This is a genomic window from Aquisphaera insulae (assembly GCF_011064615.1).
GTDB classification, from domain to species: Bacteria; Planctomycetota; Planctomycetia; order Isosphaerales; family Isosphaeraceae; genus Aquisphaera; species Aquisphaera insulae.
Map to the genome: position 1 here is coordinate 29699 of NZ_JAALJH010000043.1, position 17976 is coordinate 47674.

The window sequence follows — 17976 nt, forward strand, 5'->3', positions numbered from 1 at the left end:
ACGAGACTGCCTGATGCCGACTCGTTCTGCTTTCTCGTTGTTGCTCTTCCTCGTTTTCGTTCAAAGCACGCGGGGAGATTCCTCCGTCGGTTATCAGCGAGACGTCCAGCCGATCCTGGCGGAGCATTGCACGGCGTGCCACGGCGTGGATGAGGCCGAGCGCAAGGGGCGATTGCGCCTGGACCGGCGAGAGGAAGCCCTGAAAGGGGGCGATTCGGGTGTTGCGGCGATTGTGCCCGGCAAGCCGGACGAGAGCGAGATCATCCGTCGCATTACTTCGGACGATTCGACCGAGCGCATGCCGCCGAAGCGTCACAATCCTCTGACATCAAAACAAGTTGACATACTGAAGAAATGGATCCGAGACGGGGCCGAGTATCAATCGCACTGGGCGTTCATCGCGCCCCGGAAGGGCACGATCCCGAAGACAGATCGGGCCAATCCGATCGACGCGTTCGTGGTCTCTCGTCTGAAGGAGCGGAACCTGGCCCTTTCTGCGGTCGCGGCCCCGGCGGCCCTATTTCGACGATTGTCGCTCGATCTCATCGGCCTGCCGCCCTCTCCGGCGGACCTGGCACGCTTCCAGCAGGATGGATTCGCGGCCACGGTGGAAAGGCTGCTGAAGAGCGAACGGTTCGGGGAGAAGTGGGCGCGGCATTGGCTTGACGCCGCACGCTATTCCGACACCAACGGCTACGAGAAGGACATGCCGCGCGAACAGTGGATGTGGCGGGACTGGGTGATCGACGCGCTGAATCGCGACATGCCTTACGACCGGTTCCTGATCGAACAACTGGCGGGAGACCTCCTGCCCGGCGCGACCCAGCAACAGATCGTCGCCACGGGATTCTTGCGCAATAGCATGATCAATGAGGAAGGGGCCATCGTCCCCGAGCAGTTCCGCATGGTCGAGATGTTCGATCGCGTCGATTGTCTCGGGAAATCCGTGATGGGACTGACGACCCAATGCGCCCAGTGCCATTCTCACAAATTCGACCCGCTGACCCAGGACGAATACTACGGGCTGTTCGCGTTCCTGAACGACTCCTACGAGGCTCAATCGTGGGTCTATACCCCCGAGCAGCAGCGGCAGATTTCACAGATCCAGGGCCGCATCCGCGACGCCGAACGGCGATTGCGCGAGCAGCGGCCGCAGTTGGAACGAGAGATCTCGGCCTGGGAGCAGGAACTCCTGAAGGGCCAGCCTGCCTGGGAGCCGCTGATCGCCAGCGAAATGGGAAGTATCAGCGGATTGAATCATCCAACTCAGGAGGCCGACAAATCCATCCTGATGAAGGGCCATCCCAGCGATGAAGTCTTCTTCGTCGCGACGCCGACGTTGAGCGGTGTGACGGGGCTTCGCTTGGAAGCGCTGAACCATCGCGATCTACCGCATGCCGGTCCCGGCCGCAGCCGCCTTGGCACGTGGGGGATCAATGAGTTGGAGGCGTATGTCAAAACTCCGGCCGGCAAGAACTGGGAAAAAATCAAGCTCAAGAACGCGACGGCAGACTTCTCCGAGGCCGAGCAGAAAAGTGCGGACGGCAAGAAGATCAGCGGACCTGTCGCCCATCTGATCGATGGGAAGGACAACACGATCTGGACGGCGGACCGTGGCGTCGGCCTTCGCAATCAGCCGGCGGCGGCCGTCGTGCAGTTCGATCATACCTTGAATCTGCCGCCCGGAACTCAACTGAAAATCGCCCTGCGGATGACGGACATGCTCGGGTGTTGCCGCCTGAGCCTCACCCGACAGCCCGCTCCCTCGGCCCCGCCGGTCGATCATGCCGCGATCCTGGCGATGCAGACCCCTGCACAGGCGCGGACTTCCGACCAGAAAGCTGCGATCTTTGCCGCCTGGCGGATGGTCGCTGCCGGGGCCGGGCCGATAAACGACGAGATCGCTGCCTCCTGGAAGGACTTTCCCCAGGCGGCGACGTCCATCCTGCACCTGGCGGAACGGGAACCCGCCAATCACCGCGAGACCCACCTGCTCGCACGCGGCAACTGGGACCAGCCGACCAGGGTCGTTCAGCCCCACACACCGGCCGCGTTTCCACCGTTCCCGCCGGACGCACCCCGCAACCGGCTCGGCCTCGCGCGCTGGCTGACCGATCCCAGGTCGCCCTTGACGGCACGCGTGGCCGTGAATCGCATCTGGCAGTCGATCTTCGGCGTGGGCCTGGTGGAAACCGCGGAGGATTTCGGCACCCGGGCGCCGGTGCCGGAGTATCGCGAGCTGCTGGACTGGCTGGCCGTCGATTTCATGGAGCATGGCTGGAGCCAGAAGCATCTGATTCGCACGATCGTCAACAGCGACACGTATCAGCAATCGTCCAGAGCGTCCGCGGCACTCGTGGAAAGCGACCCACGCAATCAATGGCTGGCACGGGGGCCGAGCTTCCGGGCTGACGCGGAGGTCGTGCGCGACATCGCGCTGAGCGTTTCGGGACTGATCACGCACAGGCTCGGCGGCCCGAGCATCATCCCTCCCGTCCCGCAGAACGTGCTGGATTACAATTTCACCTACCCGGCCTACTGGAAGCCGGCCGAGGGCCCCGAGCGCTATCGCCGAACGATCTATGGGTTTCGCAAGCGCTCGATGCCCGATCCGGCGATGTCGACCCTCGATGCTCCGAACGGCGATTTTGCCTGTGTGCGTCGCATGCGGTCGAATACGCCGCTCGCCGCTCTCACGACGCTGAATGAGCCGATCTTCGTGGAGTCTGCCCGGGCCCTGGCATTGCGGATCCTGCGGGAAGGGGGACGGGATGACGTGCGGCGGGCAGACTATGGGTTCTTCCTCTGCACGTCGCGACCGCCGACGAACGAGGAGCGGGATGTCGTCCTGGACCTGGTGCGATCGCAGCGAGGACGGCTGGCCGATGGCTGGTTGAACGTGCGCGAAGTTGCCACCGGCGACTCCACCCGCCTTCCGGAGTTGCCGACGGGAACGACTCCTCAGGACGCGGCCGCCTGGACCGTGGCGGCGAGAGTGCTCCTGAACCTCGACGAAACGATCTCCAAGAGATGAACAGGAATTCGAGCATGAACCTGGAACAGGAGCTGCAGCGGGCCCGGGCGCAATCCTTCTGCCGCCGTTGGTTCTTGCGGGACTGCGGCATTGGGCTTGCTGGGATCGCCGCGGGTTCGTTGATGGCCTCCGAAGTCGGCGCGACGACGCCCGCGGCCCAGAATCCGCTGATGCCCCGAAAACCGCATTTCGCGGCCAGGGCGAAGCGGGTGATCTACATCTTCCAGGCGGGGGCTCCCAGTCACCTGGAACTGTTCGACAACAAGCCTCAACTGTCCCGCCATGACGGCCAACTGCCCCCTGCCGGGCTGCTCAAGGATTATCGGGCTGCGTTCATCAATCCCAACTCCGCGCTCCTCGGCCCGAAATTCAAGTTCGCGCGCCACGGGCAATGCGGCATGGAGTTGAGCGAGGTGCTGCCGCACACGGCCAGGATCGCCGATGAGATTTGCCTGATCCGCACGATGCAGACCGAGGCGGTCAATCACGCCCCGGCTCAGATCATGATGAATACCGGATCCCAGCAGTTCGGCCGTCCCAGCCTCGGCTCGTGGACGATGTATGGACTGGGGAGCGAGTCGGACGAACTTCCCGGCTTCGTGGTCCTGACCAGCGCCAATGGAACCAGTGGCGGCGCCAGCAACTACGGTTGCGGATTCTTGCCCACCATGTACGGCGGCACGCCGTTTCGCAGCGCCGGTGAGCCTGTGCTCTATCTCTCGAATCCCGGCGGGATCGACAAGGAAGCGCAGCGCAGTTCGCTGGATACCCTGAACCGGCTCAATGACATGGCTCTCCAGTCGTCGGCCGATCCGGAGATCGCCGCCCGAATTCAAAGCTACGAGATGGCGTACAAACTCCAGACGAGCGCGCCGGAACTCATGGACCTCAGCAAGGAATCCCCCCAGACGCTCGAGAAATACGGCATCAAGTCGGTCAAGGAGGCCAACTTCGCCCGCAACTGCTTGCTCGCTCGGCGTCTCGTCGAACGAGGCGTCCGCTTTGTCCAGCTATTCCACGAAGCCTGGGATCAGCACAGCAACCTGACGGCCGGCCTCAAGCAGAACTGCATCAATACCGACCAGGCCAGCGCCGCGCTGGTGACGGATCTCAAGGAACGGGGACTCCTGGAGGACACGATCGTCATCTGGGGCGGCGAGTTCGGACGGACGCCCATGGTTCAGGGGGGGAACGACGGCCGGGACCACCACAACCGCTGCTTCAGCATCTGGCTGGCCGGCGGCGGATTGCGGGCCGGGTACACGCACGGTGAGACGGATGATCTTGGGTTCAACGTCGTCGCGGATCCCGTCCATGTTCACGACTTACATGCCACGTTGCTACACTTGCTGGGGTTCGACCACACACGACTCACGTATCGGTTCCAGGGACGCGACTACCGACTGACGGACGTTCATGGGCGGCTCGTCAAGGGAATACTGAGCTAAAGCCAGGAATGTCGGTGTCAGTTCCTCTTCCTCGAACACCCTCGAGCAGCGGGGCGGATCAGATCCAGACGCTTCGATCCAGCGACCGATACCCCACGGCCTCGGCGATGTGCTGGGGGAGGATCTCGTCGGAGCCCTCGAGGTCGGCGATGGTGCGGGCGACCCTGAGCACCTTGTCGTGGGCCCGGGCGGAGAGTCCGAGCTCCTCCATCGCGGCCTTGAGGATGTTCTGGGCGTCGGGCTTGAGCTTGCAGAAGGTGCGGACCTGGCGCGGGGTCATCCGGCCGTTGACCGTGGTGCCGTGGTGGTGCGGCTGCGACGAGCCGAAGCGGCGTGCCTGGCGCTCGCGCGCCGCCAGGACCTGCGCCCGCAGCTCCGAGGACGGCGGCCCGGGCGGCATCTCGGAGAGCTGCGTGAACGGGACGGCCGGGACCTCGACGTGGAGGTCGATGCGATCCAGCAGCGGGCCGGAGATCTTGCTCAGGTACTTCTCCACCTGCGGCGGCGAGCACGAGCACGCCCGCCGCGGATCCGACCGGTAACCGCACGGGCACGGGTTCATCGCCGCGACCAGGATGAAGTCCGCCGGGAACGTGCTGCTCCGGAGCGCCCGGCTGATCGTCACCCGGCCTTCTTCGAGCGGCTGCCGCAGGACCTCGAGCGTCTTCCTGTTGAACTCCGGCATCTCATCCAGGAAGAGCACGCCCTTGTGCGCCAGCGAGATCTCGCCCGGCTGCGGCGGGCTGCCGCCGCCGACGAGGCCGGCGTCGCTGACCGAGTGGTGGGGGGGGCGGAAGGGACGCACGGCCATGAGGGCCTGGCCGGGCCGGAGCAGGCCCATGACGCTGTAGATCCGGGTGGTCTCCAGGCTCTCGGCGGGGGTGAGCGGGGGGAGGATCGTGGGCAGCCGCTTGGCCAGCAGGGTCTTGCCCGTGCCCGGCGGGCCGATCATCAGCAGATTGTGACTTCCCGACGCGGCGATCAGGAGGGCGCGTTTGGCGTAGTCCTGGCCCTTGACGTCGACGAAGTCCTCCTCGGTGTGGGAGTTCTGGGCGAAGACCTCGTCGAGGTCGACGCTCTCGGGGTCCCTGTCGACCTGTCCGGAGAGGAAGCCGACGGCCTCGGCGAGGCTGCCGACGGGGTAGACGTTCAGGCCCTCCACGACGGCGGCCTCGGATGCGTTGGCGGTCGGGACGAGGAGCCCGTCGCGGCCCTCGGCGACGGCCTGCAGGGCCATCGAGAGGATCCCCTTGACGGGCCGGGTCTCGCCGGTGAGGGCGAGCTCGCCCACGAGCGCGAAGTTGCCGGGGCGGTCCACGCTCACCTGGCCGCTGGCGATCAGCAGGCCGATCGCGATCGGCAGGTCGAAGCCGCTGGCGTCCTTCTTCAGGTCGGCCGGGGCCAGGTTGATCACGACCCGATCCGTGGGCCGGCGATAGCCCGAGTTGACGATCGCGCGCTCGACGCGATGCGTGCTCTCCTTGACCGCCGCCTCCGCCAGCCCGACGAGGACCGTCTTGGGCATGGAGGAGAACGAGGCATCCACCTCCACCTCGACGGGCGTGGCGTCGATCCCGATCAGCGTGTAGGAGAACAGCTTGGCGAGCATCGTGGCGCGGCGGCGTCCAGCGGCGAGGGAGGTTTTTCTCCGGACCACGCCCCCATTCTAACAGGGAGCGATCGGCCATCCTAGCCGCCCCTGAAAGGCTGTCCAGGACGAACGCGGACAGGCTGTCCCGGTCGAAGGCCGATCGCGTTCGGCCCTATCGCTCCAGCAGGACGACGATCTCTTCCTTGGAGTTGCCGCCGAAGTCCTTCAGGTGCGGCGAGGACATCCCCTTGACCGACCAGCCCTGGCGGGCGTAGTTGTTCAGGAGATCCTCCAGCCTGGCGAGGTCGAATTTCCCCTCGAAGACCTTGTCGCGAGAGCAAATGAACTTGTATTCCTTGGTCTCGTGGGGCCCGTGGGCCTCGAAGGCGTGCTGGTCGTGGTCCGAGGCCGCGGCGGCGGCGGGTGCCGGGGCCAGGATGGACGGCTCAACCTGGACCGACCAGGCGGAATCGTCCAGGCCGTCGACGGCGATCCCCGAGTGGGGCGCCTCGGCGGCCGCGGCCACGGCGGCGGCGACCTGCGGGGCGGCCGCGACGGCGGCGGCCGGCGGGGCCAGGACCTGGAAGCTGTTGCCGCACTTCTTGCACTTGATCCGTGCACCCACCAGGGAAGGGGGGATCTTCCCCCGCTCACCGCACGACGGGCACGCGACGACGGGCATGGCCGGCCTCCTCGTGGGAAAGGGCTCGCGGCTCGGGGCAGGGCGGCGATCGAGTGCCGGCGGCTCGCCCTTCGCCGATGGGCCGGCGGCGAACTCCTCGCGAGTCCCCGCCGGACCGATCGCTAACGTATCACGCGCGGGTCGTCGTTCCAACCGCCTGCCCGTCCCCGCCCCGGCCCGGCGGCCGCCGGCGTGCCCCAAGGGGTGTTGAGGAAATCCCACATGCTCGCCGGACCCGAGTTGATTCGGAGGCCCCTCGCTTGACCGCGCGGCGGGCGGCGATCATGATCAACCGCATGAACGCACAAGCCGGCATTGACGCGTCAACGGAGCTGCATCCGTGGGCGGGTCCTCGTCGCAATTCAAGGCGGTGGTAGACCATGGATTCCGAGAAGGTGCTCGATCAGCTCGACGCGATCATCGATGAACTCCTGGACGAGAGCGACCTCGCGTCCTCGTCCGTCGCCTCGATCCTGATGGCGGCGAGGGATTCGATCCGCAACGGCTATCACGTCGCGCTCGCGGGCCGTACCTGGTCGGCGAGCAATGCGCTGCGCCAGCAGTTCCCCAGGACGGCGGAGCTCTTCCCGGTCGCGGTCCTGAAGCATGCCAGGCATTGATCGGGGGAAGTGCCCGGGGCGGACGGAGCGGGGGGGCATGCCGAGGGGCTCGCGGTTAAGATGATGGGGTCTCCGCGGCGGCTCCGGGCTCCGCGGACGCCCGCCGCAACCGACCGAGGTGATTGCGGAGCCTTTGGGACGACCCTCCGGCGAGCCTGATGACCGCATTCCTCACAAGCTTCCTCGCGATCGCGATCCTCCTCCTCGTTGCGGGTCTGTTCTCCCTCTTCAAGGCCGCGATCCTCGCCTCCCGGGAATGGAGGCTCCGCGGGCAGGCCAGCCGCGGCGACCGGGGTGCGCTGGCCGCCCTGGCGATCCGGATCGAGCCCGGCCCGACGCTCTCGGCCTTGCGGCTGGGGATCGTCGTCGCCCTCTCGGCGGCCGGTATCCTGGCCGGCTTCCAGGTCGTCGGCCTGGCGGGGGACGTCGAGGGGGGCGATCGAGGCGTGCTCCTGGGCGCGGCGCTCGTCACCGTCATGCTCGCGACGGCCACGTTCGTCCTCACGCATTCCCTGCCCAGGCGGCTCGCACTCCATCGCCCCGAGCGGATCGCGAGGATGCTGGTCCGGCCGGTCCTCCTGGTTCGCCGGATCCTCGGCCCCCTCGCGCGGTTCATCGACCTGACCGTGGATCGAATCCTGCGTGGCTCGAGCGCCGCTCCCGCCGATCGCCCCGACATCTCCGTGGAGGAGATCCAGCGGCTGATCTGGGCGGGTGCCAGGTCTGGCGTCATCGAGGAGGTGGACGCCGAGATCTTCCAGAGGGTCTTCCGCTTCCTCGATCGTCGGGCGAGGGCCATGATGACGCCCCGCGACGACGTCGAGTGGATCGACCTGGCCGACTCGCCGGAGACCATCCGCGCGAAGATCATGGCCTCGGCCCACTCGCGGTTCCTGGTCTGCGACGGGAGCCTGGACATCCTGCTCGGGGTGGTGCAGGTCAAGGACCTCCTTAGCCCGGGGGGGGACGGCCCCTCGATCCGCCTCCGGGGCCATCTCGCCTTGCCCCCGTTCGTGTACGAGCGGACTCGCGGCCCGCAGGTCCTCGAGACCCTGAGGAAGTCGGCGACGCATACCGCGGTGGTGCTCGACGAATTCGGGTCCGTCGTGGGGATCATCACGATCCACGACATCATCGAGGCCATCCTCGGCGACCTACCCAAGGACGGCATCGAGGACGACGAGGGGCGCCGGCATCAGAAGCCGGACGGATCCTGGGTCCTGGAAGGTCGCTTCCCCCTCGACGAATTCCGCGAGATGTTCGACCTGGTGGACCTCCCCCCGACGGATTACCAGACCCTCGCCGGGCTGGTCCTCGCCCGGCTCGGGCATTTCCCACGGATCGGCGAGTCGTTCGAGTTCTCGGGCCTACATTTCGAGGTCAGCGACGTGGAGAACAACCGCGTGGACCGCGTCCGCGTCCGGCCGACCCCCCGATGGGAGCGGCCCTGATTCCGGCCTGAACCGGCCGGTCCGAACGACGGCCGTTCCGGACATCACCACGCGCTCGCCCGATCGAGCTGCGAGACCTCCTCGGGGGTCAGCGCCAGCTCGGCCGCCTTGACCAGGTCGGAAAGCTGCTCCACGCTCGTCGCGCTGGCGATCGGCGCGGTGACGGACTTCCGCTGCATCAGCCAGGCGAGGGCCACGACGGCCGGGACGGTCCCGCGTGCCCCGGCGATCTCGTCGAGCGCCTCCAGGATTCGGAATCCGCGATCGTTCAGGTACTTCGAGCCGATGCTCTTGCCCCGCGGGCTCTTGCCGAGGTCGCCCGTCGATCGATACTTGCCGGTGAGGAATCCGCTCGCCAGGGAGTAATAGCCGATCACCCCGAGCCCGCGCTCCAGGCAGAGCGGCTCCAGGGCCTCCTCGTAGCCCTTGCGATCGTACAGGTTGTACTCCGGCTGGAGCGAGACGTAGTGGGGCAGCCCGTTCTCGTCGGCGATCGCGAGGGCCTGCTCCAGGCGCCGGGCGTCGTAGTTCGAGGCTCCGATCGCCCTCACCTTGCCTTGCTTGATCAAGGTATCGTAGGCACCCAGCGTCTCTTCCAGGGGCGTCTCGGCGTCATCCTTGTGAGACTGGTAGAGATCAACGCGGTCGGTCTGAAGGCGCGCGAGCGAGTCCTCGACGGAGCGCAGGATGTAGCCCCGCTTCAGCCCCTTCGAGCCGTCGCCCATCGGCATGCCGACCTTCGTCGCCAGGACGATCCTGTCTCGCTTCTTGCTGGCGGTGAGCCAGCGGCCGATGATGGTCTCGGACTCGCCGCCTCGATGGCCGGGCACCCAGGCCGAGTACATGTTCGCGGTGTCGATCAGGTCGAAGCCGGCGTCCACGAACGCATCCAGGACGTCGAATGAAGTCTTCTCGTCGATGGTCCATCCGAAGACGTTCCCGCCCAGGGCGAGGGGGGCCACCGAGATTCCGGATCGGCCAAGTGGTCGTCTGAGCATCGTATCCTCCCCGGGTCGTGCGTGTGGATCCTGCGCTATCTTACCGCCGCGGTCCAGGATACCTATCCCTCAGTGTCGTGATCCGTCGTTGACGACGTCGCGGGTGTCTCGACGCCGACTGGTCGGTCCGACCTCGGGCGATCGACCCGGATTTGCACGCTCGAGACCAACTTCCTCAGTGAGCGAGCCAGAACAGGACCCACCTGATCGCGTCGAAGGGTGATGAGCCGACAGAGCAACCTGAAGTCGATGCGGGTCGCCGCCCGAGCGTCGTCGCGATCGAGCCCATTCGGGCAGGCCGACCCGAACAGGAACCGGATCAGGCGACGCCGACAGGCTCCCAGGTCGGACCTGGGAGGCTCCGGCGGAGCCTGGTCGAGGCCGAGCGTGGCTCCCGTGGCGATGAGCCCCGCATGGACGATTCCGCTACAGCCGTGCAATTTTGCCCTCTGCCAGACGTCTTCCCATCGAAGATCTGGAAATCGCATCACCGTCTCGCGGATATCGCAGAGTGCCTTGAGGCGTTCGAAGCGCCGGCGGTAGGCACCGATGCAGGAGGCGATGAGCAGGTCCTCCGCGCCCATGACATGAACACGGTGGCCCAGGTGATCGACCGGGCGGGCTCCCTCCCAGATGGTCCGGAAGCAGATCGGGAGGAGGCCGTTCAAGGTGAGGTCGTGATGCTCGAGCCACTCGCATTCCCAGCCCCAGCCGGTCCGCCTGCCGAGGATCCCGATCAGGTCGTAGAATCCGGTGCGGGTGGTTGCGTCAAGCTCCTCGAGCGAGACGCCCAGGACGAGGTCCACGTCGGAGGAGACGGTCGGGAATGGTGCCGCATAGACGACTCGATCGAGGGCGACTCCCTTGATCAGGAGCACGGGCAGTGAATGCTGGTCGCAGAAATCGAGGAACTCGCGGAGCGCGACGCCGGCTCGTTCCTTCGCGTCGCGATTGACGACGCAGGAGATCCCGAATCGGAGCCTTACCGCCCTCGGCACGATCCGATCGGGCTCATCCAGCCTCTCGAGGTTGAGCCCGACGAGCGGTGCCACGCCATGTTCCGTGGCCGCGACGAAGAGGCGATCCCAATCGATCGCGTGTCGCTCGCAGAGAGAACGAATGACGCGCGCATGGCCGTCGTCGAACCGCTGCCGGCAACAGGCGCGAAGGATCTGCAATTCGGGCCTGAGGCGATCCCGGTCGTCGAGGAAGCCCGGATTCGGCTCGACCTTCCCTCGACCGGTGCCGGGGCGTAGCCGGATCGTGCTCATGGCTTGCTGCCCAGGAGGAACTCGCCGACGGCGGGTTCGGCGTGGGGGTCGATGGTCGTCGCCTTCGCGAAGAGATCGGAGTTCCCCGCGCCGATCGCACAGGGGGCCAGGTTCATGGCCGTCGCGGTCAGGTACATGGTCTGATAGAGGACGCCGACGTTCTTCTGCACGAGTGCATAAGCGATCGACTCGTACTTCCAGGCGACGCGCGGCATGCGCGCGGCGATGGTGATGAGGACCTGGAGCGAGCTCGCCGCCATCCCCGCACACCGGGCGGCGTGATCCAGCATCTGGTCGACGTATCCCGTGCGTCCCGCGATGCGGATCAGTCGATGCTCCTCGCCATCGTAATGATAGAGTCCGGGAACCAGGTCGCGACAGGCTCGGATCGTGACGTAGAGTTCCAGCTCATGAAGGCAGCCGGCGGAAGGATAGGGTCGGGACGCAAAATCCATCCGGATCGGGCCGCGCTCGGTCGTGAGAATCGCGTCGTGATAGTCGACGATCCTGCCCACGCGATAGAGGAACTCGGCGAGCTCCCGCGCCGAGATGGGCACCGCGACGTATTCTCGACGCGACTGTCGGGCCTCCACGACGGCCGCGAACGGAGGATCCTCGCGCTCGATCCGCTTGAGGTCAGGACGCTCGAGGACGATCGATTCACCGACATGGCCGGGACGGCAGGCCGGGGGCGGTTCGGATCGACCTGCGAGGCGATACGTCGGGCCCATGGGTGCGTCATGCCGCCCCGCGCGGCTTCGCGAGTGGAAGAGGAGGTCGTGGAACTCCCAGGACTGAAGCGGGGGACGTTCCTCCTCCGCCACCTCCGCCCCCTCGGACGGTTCCGCGGCGAATCCGGCACCGACGAGCAGGGCGAGCATCGCCGCGGCCGCGGCCGGCGAGAGGGATGGAATCCGGTCCGCAAGCTCCTCGGCCTTGCAGGGACTAGACAACTCGTGCACCATCGCCGTGGCCAGCCAGTGATGGAGGATGATCCGGCCCGACGACCGGGGCGACTCGAGGACGATCCGGTCTTCGATCCGGCGGCTGTAGGCGAACCGGGAGAGCACGATTCCTCGGTCGAGTTCGAGATCTCGGAGCGGCAATTCCAGTCCGTCGGAAATCGCCAGCAAGGTCGCCAGGTTCAGGTCCCCCTGGCGCGCGGAACAGGTCAGGAACCCGCGTGCCGTGGCCTCCTGAAGGAAAGCCGCCCAGCGGTCCGATGACACGTCCAAACCCAGGCGGTCCGGTCGCAGCAGCCTTTCCAGCGGCGCACCCGGCGAATCGAGGAGGCCAAGCCCGGCCGCCAGCGGTGGTTCGAGGCTCATCGAGTCGCTCCCCCGGACGAGCCGACACGCCCCCCCGGAGAGGGGGGAGATGGTGACTCCTGCGGCGATCGACAGCCAGGGCGAGCGTTCCATGGAGGACGACTCGGGACGATTGGAAATTCAGATGAACATGGGTACTGGATTCAGTTCGGATTCTGCCAGTGGGCCCGGCAGCCAGCCCAGCCTCGCGGGGACGTCGAAGAGTCGACCGGGGCCGAAGCGGGCCCAGAAATGGCGCAGCCCCGGGACGATGACCTTGACGACCGGGAGCCCGATGTCGGGGCGCGTCAGGTCGAGGACGAGGAACTCCATGCCACGATCCTCGACGAGCGAGCGGCAGTACAGCACATCGTCCCGAAAATCATCGAACCGGACCGTCCGAAAATCCGCGAGCCGGCGCCTCGGCGCATGGGGGTCGGGGGCCAGGTGCGGCTGATTCGCGATCGTGGCCGTCTCGAGCCAGTCCTCAACATCCGGGCCGCCGACGAATCCCCGCCGGGACGGATCCTCGACGCTCGGGTTCGAGAGCATCAGGTGAAACTGATTGAACTCGGTGACGGCCCTCAGTACGGCGGCCCGCGGGCTGAAGTGGGACCCGAAGCCGAAGAGGATCTCCTCGGGCCGCGAATCGACGCACCTCGAGACGGCCGCGAATGTCGGGATCTCCAGGTCCGAGGTCAGGTCCAGGACATGTAAATCCCTCCCTCGCTGGCGGAGGAAGGCGGCGAGGGTCTCCAGGTACGGATCCTGGAAGCTGGACAGATCGACCTCGGGACGTCGGAGGCGGTTGTACCACCAGAGCGCGACGGCGTCGCGCTCGACCAGCTCCAGGAATCCGTGAAGGATCGCCTCCTCCAGCGTGCTCCCCGCGGCATTGCCGTTGGAGCAGGCGACGCAGGACGCGGCTTCCGTCGGCCGGGGGTGATTGAAGTAGCAGAATGCCGTGGGCAGGTAGCGATGTTCCCCGATCGTCAGGGACGACACCGGCGTCCAGTCGATGATCGCGTCCTCGACGAACGGCTCGGGCACGACATTGAACCGCGAGCCTCGGGAATTCCAGCGGTCTCGCCCTCGATATTGCTCCTCGCTAAAGCGCATGCACTCGTTGGGGTGAATGGCGCGCGGGGCAAGGTCCACGAACCTCGCCCGAATTCGAGGCTCGTCGCCGCGGTAACAGGACGAGGATCGCTCCAGCGCCTCGCCGAGGGCGCTCGCGCGGGCCTGCAAGTCCGTCGTCCCTTTTCCGCTACAGAGGTTCCGAAACCCTTCCCGAAGCGAACGCGGCGTGGATCTCCTGAACGCAGGATTGTAGCCGGCGGTGTAGCTATGCTGCGGGCCCTGGGTCGACAGCCCAACCCGCTCGAGCATGGTCACGTGGCCGGTGATCGGGCTTACATGGTGAGCATGGCTCTCGAGCATGACCTCCGGGGGAACGGATCGCGCCGCGTCATTCGCCCAGGGGGGCTTCCGGCGGCTGCGGAGCTCGACCTGCGTGAAACCTCGTCCCGGCTCGTCGGCCGGGTCGCCACATGCCGGGCAATGGGGCTGCCAGGCCAGCCGATGGGTCGTCCCTTGCATGGTTCGGAGGTCGAGGGTGGCGACCCGGCCGGCAAGGTCCGGCAGCTCGCCTCGTACGACCCACTCGGAGACCTTCAACGCGAGCAGATTGGCGGCGACCTGAAGCCCGGCCGGCGTCGAGCCGGGCGGGACCGGGATCGGCTCGGCACGTCGATTCAGCGATCGGACGAGCGATTCGAAGGGCCGGTTCGTGCGGAGTCGGCCCGCGAGACATTCCCAGCATCCGGTCATCTCGGGCTGAAAGAGTGGTCCCAGCCAGAGCTCGGATCCGGTCGGCCTGGCCAGGAGCCAGGAGCGACCTGAATCCAACGACTCTCGATTGATCTCCGCGAGCCCGCCGCGGAGGTAGTCGTCGGTGATCACGACTGTGAAAGCGCCTCGCGGATCCTCCCGGACGCCGAGGGATTGGAACGCATCGCGGATCGGTCCGACCCCGACATTCCCGATCGCGCGCAGGACCACGCGTCCCTCGGCGAGTCGACGGGCCGCAAGCTCGGGGTCGATCTGGAACCCCGCCCACCACGCCTCCTCGCCGGGGGGCAAGACCGGGTCGCCGTGGGTGAGGTATCCGCACTCCTCCATGTGCTGGAGCGCGGCGAGGATCTCCGGCCGCGAGGCCCGGTCGTTCAGCTTGACGATGATCTCCTCGGGTGTGAACCTGCCATCCAGGTAGGGCAGGACCAGGGCGGACAGCGCCCCTTCGACGAAGGTGTGTGCGCCCTCGGAGAACAGGATCAGGCCCTCTCCTTCGAGTGCCTCGGCATGGAGATGAGCCTTCAGGCGCGGTCGTTTCGCCATCGATGCGCGACTCCGGGTGCTCGACCGCTGACCCTTCGAGGCCGGGAAAAGCCATCCCTCGCGGGCGGTCCGGTCGCCGTCAGCTCGAACCGCAACCGCCGGACGCCGCCTGCGCCGGCGTCGGCGTCAGGAGCGTCGTGACCGCGGGCAGGATCAGCGTGAGGACGCCCACCTTGCCCACCTTTCGGACCACCTCGCGGCGAGACTTCCGGGCTTCCTCGGGCGTGCGATCGATGTGGTCCTCCAGGAGTTGAGAGCGGCCGAGGCGGTCGATGGCGACCATGACGAGATCATCGTCGGCGACCGGATCGACCTGCTCGCGGAGCAGGGAGGCGATTTCGGGGACGGAATGCAGTCCGTCGCAACTTCGCCAGACCAGGGCCGCGGTCCTGTTCAGGTTGTGGGCGAGCTTCCGCTGACGATCATAAATGATCATCTCGTCGCCGATCGTCTCGAGGAGAAGATTGTCGCGCCGGGCTCTCGGGTTCATGGCGATACCTCATGTTGAGGGCTATCGATCCTGGGGGTGATCACTCCGGCGACTCCGACATGCGAAGGTCGGATCGCGGAAACTCGAACGGCAATGGCGCGGGGACACGACGGCCACGATCCTTCGCCAGTACGGAGGCCGCCATGGCATCGGCCTCGCCCCGAACGCCGCCCAGGGCGGCTGCCCCGCCGACGGCACGTCGCAGGACGGCCAGCGAGAAGTCGGGCTGGCTTCGGGCCAGGACGGTGTGCCGGAGCATCGCCAGCACGGCCGTCCCGGGCGAGAGGACGCGGGGCTCCCACCTCGCTCCGGGCCGATGCCTCGTCACGAGCAGTTGCCCGATCGGCAAGGGGCCCGCATGCGAAGTCGCACCCAGATCCTCGGGCGTGCAGCGGCGAATTTGGCGGCCTGGCCCCCCGCGGATCGCGAGGGCTCGCGGGAACGGATGGACGAGGCCGTCCTGATCCAGGACCGCGAATTCGTCCGAGAGGTACTCGGCACCCGCGCGAAGCATCGCGGCAACCAGCGTGGTCTTTCCGCTCCGGCTGGTGCCCGGTATCACGATGGCTCGCCCGCGCCAGCCGACGACGCCTGCGTGGACGAAGACCACGCCCCGGGCGTTCCGCGAGACGCTCAGCTCGAGGCCCGAGCGGAGCCGGGCGGCGACCTCGTCGGCGCTCCGGGTCCTCGCCAGCCTGTATCCGTTCACGTACAGGTGGTGGGCCGGCCCGCCACGGCGTCCGGGCTCACGTCCCACCACGAGGGAGTAGAGCCTGTCCACACGTCGATCGCCCGACCAGGACCAGGACGGCGGCAGAAGCTCCGGCAGACGATCGAGCGCGGCACGATCGCTCACCCGTATCCCGATCCGCGCCCCGAACGAGGCGAAATCGATGCGTCCCGCCCAGGGGATCCGGTCGAGTCGGGCCTGCTTCCGGACGATCGATTCTCGGGGAGAGATGTGGAGGCGGGATTCCATGACTGGCCCCCGAGATGTCGCTCGCATGAGTGCGGGATTGAAAAAGTATGGCGAAATACCCTCCAATGTTCAAGTCCGTCCATTGGACCTGAAGTCTCGAGTTGCCGGGACGGAACTTCTGTGCCGCGAACGCAACACGACCGGGCGGGACGACGGCCGGTCGACGTTCAGATCTTCCGCACCTTGATGTTGAATTGCTGGATGCGATAGGCGATCTGTCGCGGGGTCATTCCGAGCAGACGGGCGGCCTTGGCCTGGACCCAGCCGGCATGCTCGAGCGCGGCCACGATCCGCTCGCGTTCGTCGAGGGCGGGGTCGTTGAAGTCCGCGGCCAGGCCCTCCGTCGCGCCCCCCTCGAGGATGCTGTCTTCCAGCCCGGAGAGGATGAGCGCGTCGCGATCGATAACCCCGCGCTCGGCCATCACCGCGGCCCGCTCCAGGCAATTCTCGACCTCGCGGATGTTCCCGGGCCACTGGTACTGCATCATCATTCGGACGGCGTCATCGGTGACCTGGAGGGGCCGGCCCTGGCGCTTGGCGATCCGCCCGGCCAGGGCCCGGGCGATCTCCGGCAGGTCCTCGAGTCGGGCACGGAGCGGGGGCATGTAAATCGGCATCACGTTGAGGCGATAGTAGAGATCCTCGCGGAACTTGCCGGAGGCCACGTCGTCCTCCAGGTTGCGGTTGGTGGCGGCGATCACGCGGACGTCGATCTCGCGCGTCTTCGAGCTGCCGACGCGCTCGAATTCCCCTTCCTGGAGGATCCGCAGCAGCTTGGCCTGGAACGTCGGCGAGATCTCCCCGATCTCGTCGAGGAAGAGCGTGCCGCCGTCGGCCTGCTCGAAGCGCCCCAGGCGGTGGTCGGCCGCCCCCGTGAAGGCCCCCTTCTCGTGGCCGAAGAGCTCCGACTCGAGCAACTGGTCGGACAGGGCGGCGCAATTGAGCCGGACGAAGGGCTTCTCCGCTCGCATCGAGTTGTAATGGATCGCCCGCGCGACCAGCTCCTTCCCCGTCCCCGACTCGCCCCGGATCAGGACTGTCGTCGTCCAGCGGGCGACGGCCCGGATCTGCTCGAAGACCCTGCGCATCACGGGCGTGTGGCCGATGATGTTGTCGAAGCCGTACTGGACGCGGACTTCCTGGAGGAGCCGATCCCGCTCGCTGACCAGGTGCCGCCGCTCCTCGGCCATGCTCCACGAGAGTCGGACGACCTGTCCGACCAGGTTCGAGACCATCTCGAGGAATCGCGCCCGCTCCTGGAGCGTGGTCGGCGGCGAGACGTCGGGCTGGGCCGCGATGACCCCGATGACCTTGGCCCCCATCCGGATCGGCGTGGCGATGAACGGGAGATCGGGCTGATAGAGCCCCAGGCGGCTGATGAATCGGGGCTCGTCGGCGATCCGCGGCACGATCACGGTCTCGGCCTGCTCGAGGATCAGGCCGATGATCCCCTCTCCGCTCCGATACCGGATGTCGTCGAGCTTGCGATCGCGTGAAGAGTCGTCGTGGACGGCGCGGAGGATCAGCTCCCCCGAATCCGGATTGAGGAGCGTCACCATCCCCCGCCGCAGGCCGCCGCGGTCCTGGAGCTCATGGAGGACCCCGCAGAGCGTCCGCTGCAAGTCCAGGGAATGAGCCAGCACCTGGCTCACGTTGAAGAGCGTGTCGAGCTCCAGGGTGATCGGACAGTCCTTGCAGTCCATGGACG

The 17976-nt window shown here is 66.8% G+C and carries 13 protein-coding genes; 4 read left to right on the forward strand and 9 right to left on the reverse strand.

Annotated elements, in window-relative coordinates; genetic code table 11:
* Window positions 1–13: 13 nt before the first annotated feature.
* Together G6O54_RS21140 and G6O54_RS21145 are read left to right on the forward strand one after the other, a co-directional pair.
* On the forward strand, window positions 14–3034 hold the full coding sequence (locus G6O54_RS21140) for a PSD1 and planctomycete cytochrome C domain-containing protein (RefSeq protein ID WP_165227712.1): 3021 nt from the start codon (window positions 14–16) through the stop codon (window positions 3032–3034).
* A 14-nt stretch (window positions 3035–3048) separates the two neighbouring features.
* Window positions 3049–4482, forward strand: coding sequence for a DUF1501 domain-containing protein (locus G6O54_RS21145; protein WP_165227714.1), 1434 nt, complete (start codon window positions 3049–3051; stop codon window positions 4480–4482).
* Between the two features lie 58 nt (window positions 4483–4540).
* Here G6O54_RS21145 and G6O54_RS21150 read toward each other — a convergent pair whose 3' ends face one another.
* Both G6O54_RS21150 and G6O54_RS21155 read right to left on the reverse strand, forming a co-directional pair.
* Window positions 4541–6091: a YifB family Mg chelatase-like AAA ATPase gene (locus G6O54_RS21150; protein ID WP_165227716.1), complete on the reverse strand. Its 1551-nt coding sequence runs from the start codon at window positions 6089–6091 to the stop codon at window positions 4541–4543.
* 154 nt (window positions 6092–6245) lie between these two features.
* Window positions 6246–6755 (reverse strand): DUF4177 domain-containing protein, encoded by a 510-nt coding sequence (locus tag G6O54_RS21155; protein ID WP_165227718.1) that lies wholly within the window; start codon window positions 6753–6755, stop codon window positions 6246–6248.
* Window positions 6756–7135: 380 nt separating this feature from the next.
* Here G6O54_RS21155 and G6O54_RS21160 point away from each other — a divergent pair, with 380 nt between their 5' ends.
* Window positions 7136–7375, forward strand: coding sequence for a hypothetical protein (locus G6O54_RS21160; RefSeq protein WP_165227720.1), 240 nt, complete (start codon window positions 7136–7138; stop codon window positions 7373–7375).
* A gap of 158 nt (window positions 7376–7533) precedes the next feature.
* On the forward strand, window positions 7534–8826 hold the full coding sequence (locus G6O54_RS21165) for a hemolysin family protein (RefSeq protein WP_165227722.1): 1293 nt from the start codon (window positions 7534–7536) through the stop codon (window positions 8824–8826).
* Window positions 8827–8870: 44 nt separating this feature from the next.
* Here G6O54_RS21165 and G6O54_RS21170 read toward each other — a convergent pair whose 3' ends face one another.
* From G6O54_RS21170 to nifA, 7 genes are all read right to left on the reverse strand, one after another.
* Window positions 8871–9824, reverse strand: coding sequence for an aldo/keto reductase (locus G6O54_RS21170; RefSeq protein WP_165227724.1), 954 nt, complete (start codon window positions 9822–9824; stop codon window positions 8871–8873).
* Between the two features lie 62 nt (window positions 9825–9886).
* On the reverse strand, window positions 9887–11095 hold the full coding sequence (locus tag G6O54_RS21175) for a nucleotidyltransferase family protein (RefSeq protein WP_165227726.1): 1209 nt from the start codon (window positions 11093–11095) through the stop codon (window positions 9887–9889).
* Complete coding sequence (locus G6O54_RS21180) at window positions 11092–12423, reverse strand: SagB/ThcOx family dehydrogenase (RefSeq protein ID WP_165227728.1); 1332 nt, start codon at window positions 12421–12423, stop codon at window positions 11092–11094. Before G6O54_RS21180 ends, G6O54_RS21175 begins: the two co-directional genes overlap by 4 nt.
* Window positions 12424–12543: 120 nt before the next feature.
* Entirely contained in the window at window positions 12544–14799 is a 2256-nt protein-coding gene (locus G6O54_RS21185) for a TOMM precursor leader peptide-binding protein (RefSeq protein ID WP_165227730.1), read from the reverse strand.
* Between the two features lie 79 nt (window positions 14800–14878).
* Window positions 14879–15289 (reverse strand): PqqD family protein, encoded by a 411-nt coding sequence (locus G6O54_RS21190; protein WP_165227732.1) that lies wholly within the window; start codon window positions 15287–15289, stop codon window positions 14879–14881.
* A gap of 40 nt (window positions 15290–15329) precedes the next feature.
* On the reverse strand, window positions 15330–16268 hold the full coding sequence (locus G6O54_RS21195) for a hypothetical protein (protein WP_165227734.1): 939 nt from the start codon (window positions 16266–16268) through the stop codon (window positions 15330–15332).
* A 167-nt stretch (window positions 16269–16435) separates the two neighbouring features.
* Entirely contained in the window at window positions 16436–17971 is a 1536-nt protein-coding gene (gene nifA / locus G6O54_RS21200) for a nif-specific transcriptional activator NifA (RefSeq protein WP_205678964.1), read from the reverse strand.
* Window positions 17972–17976 lie beyond the last annotated feature (5 nt).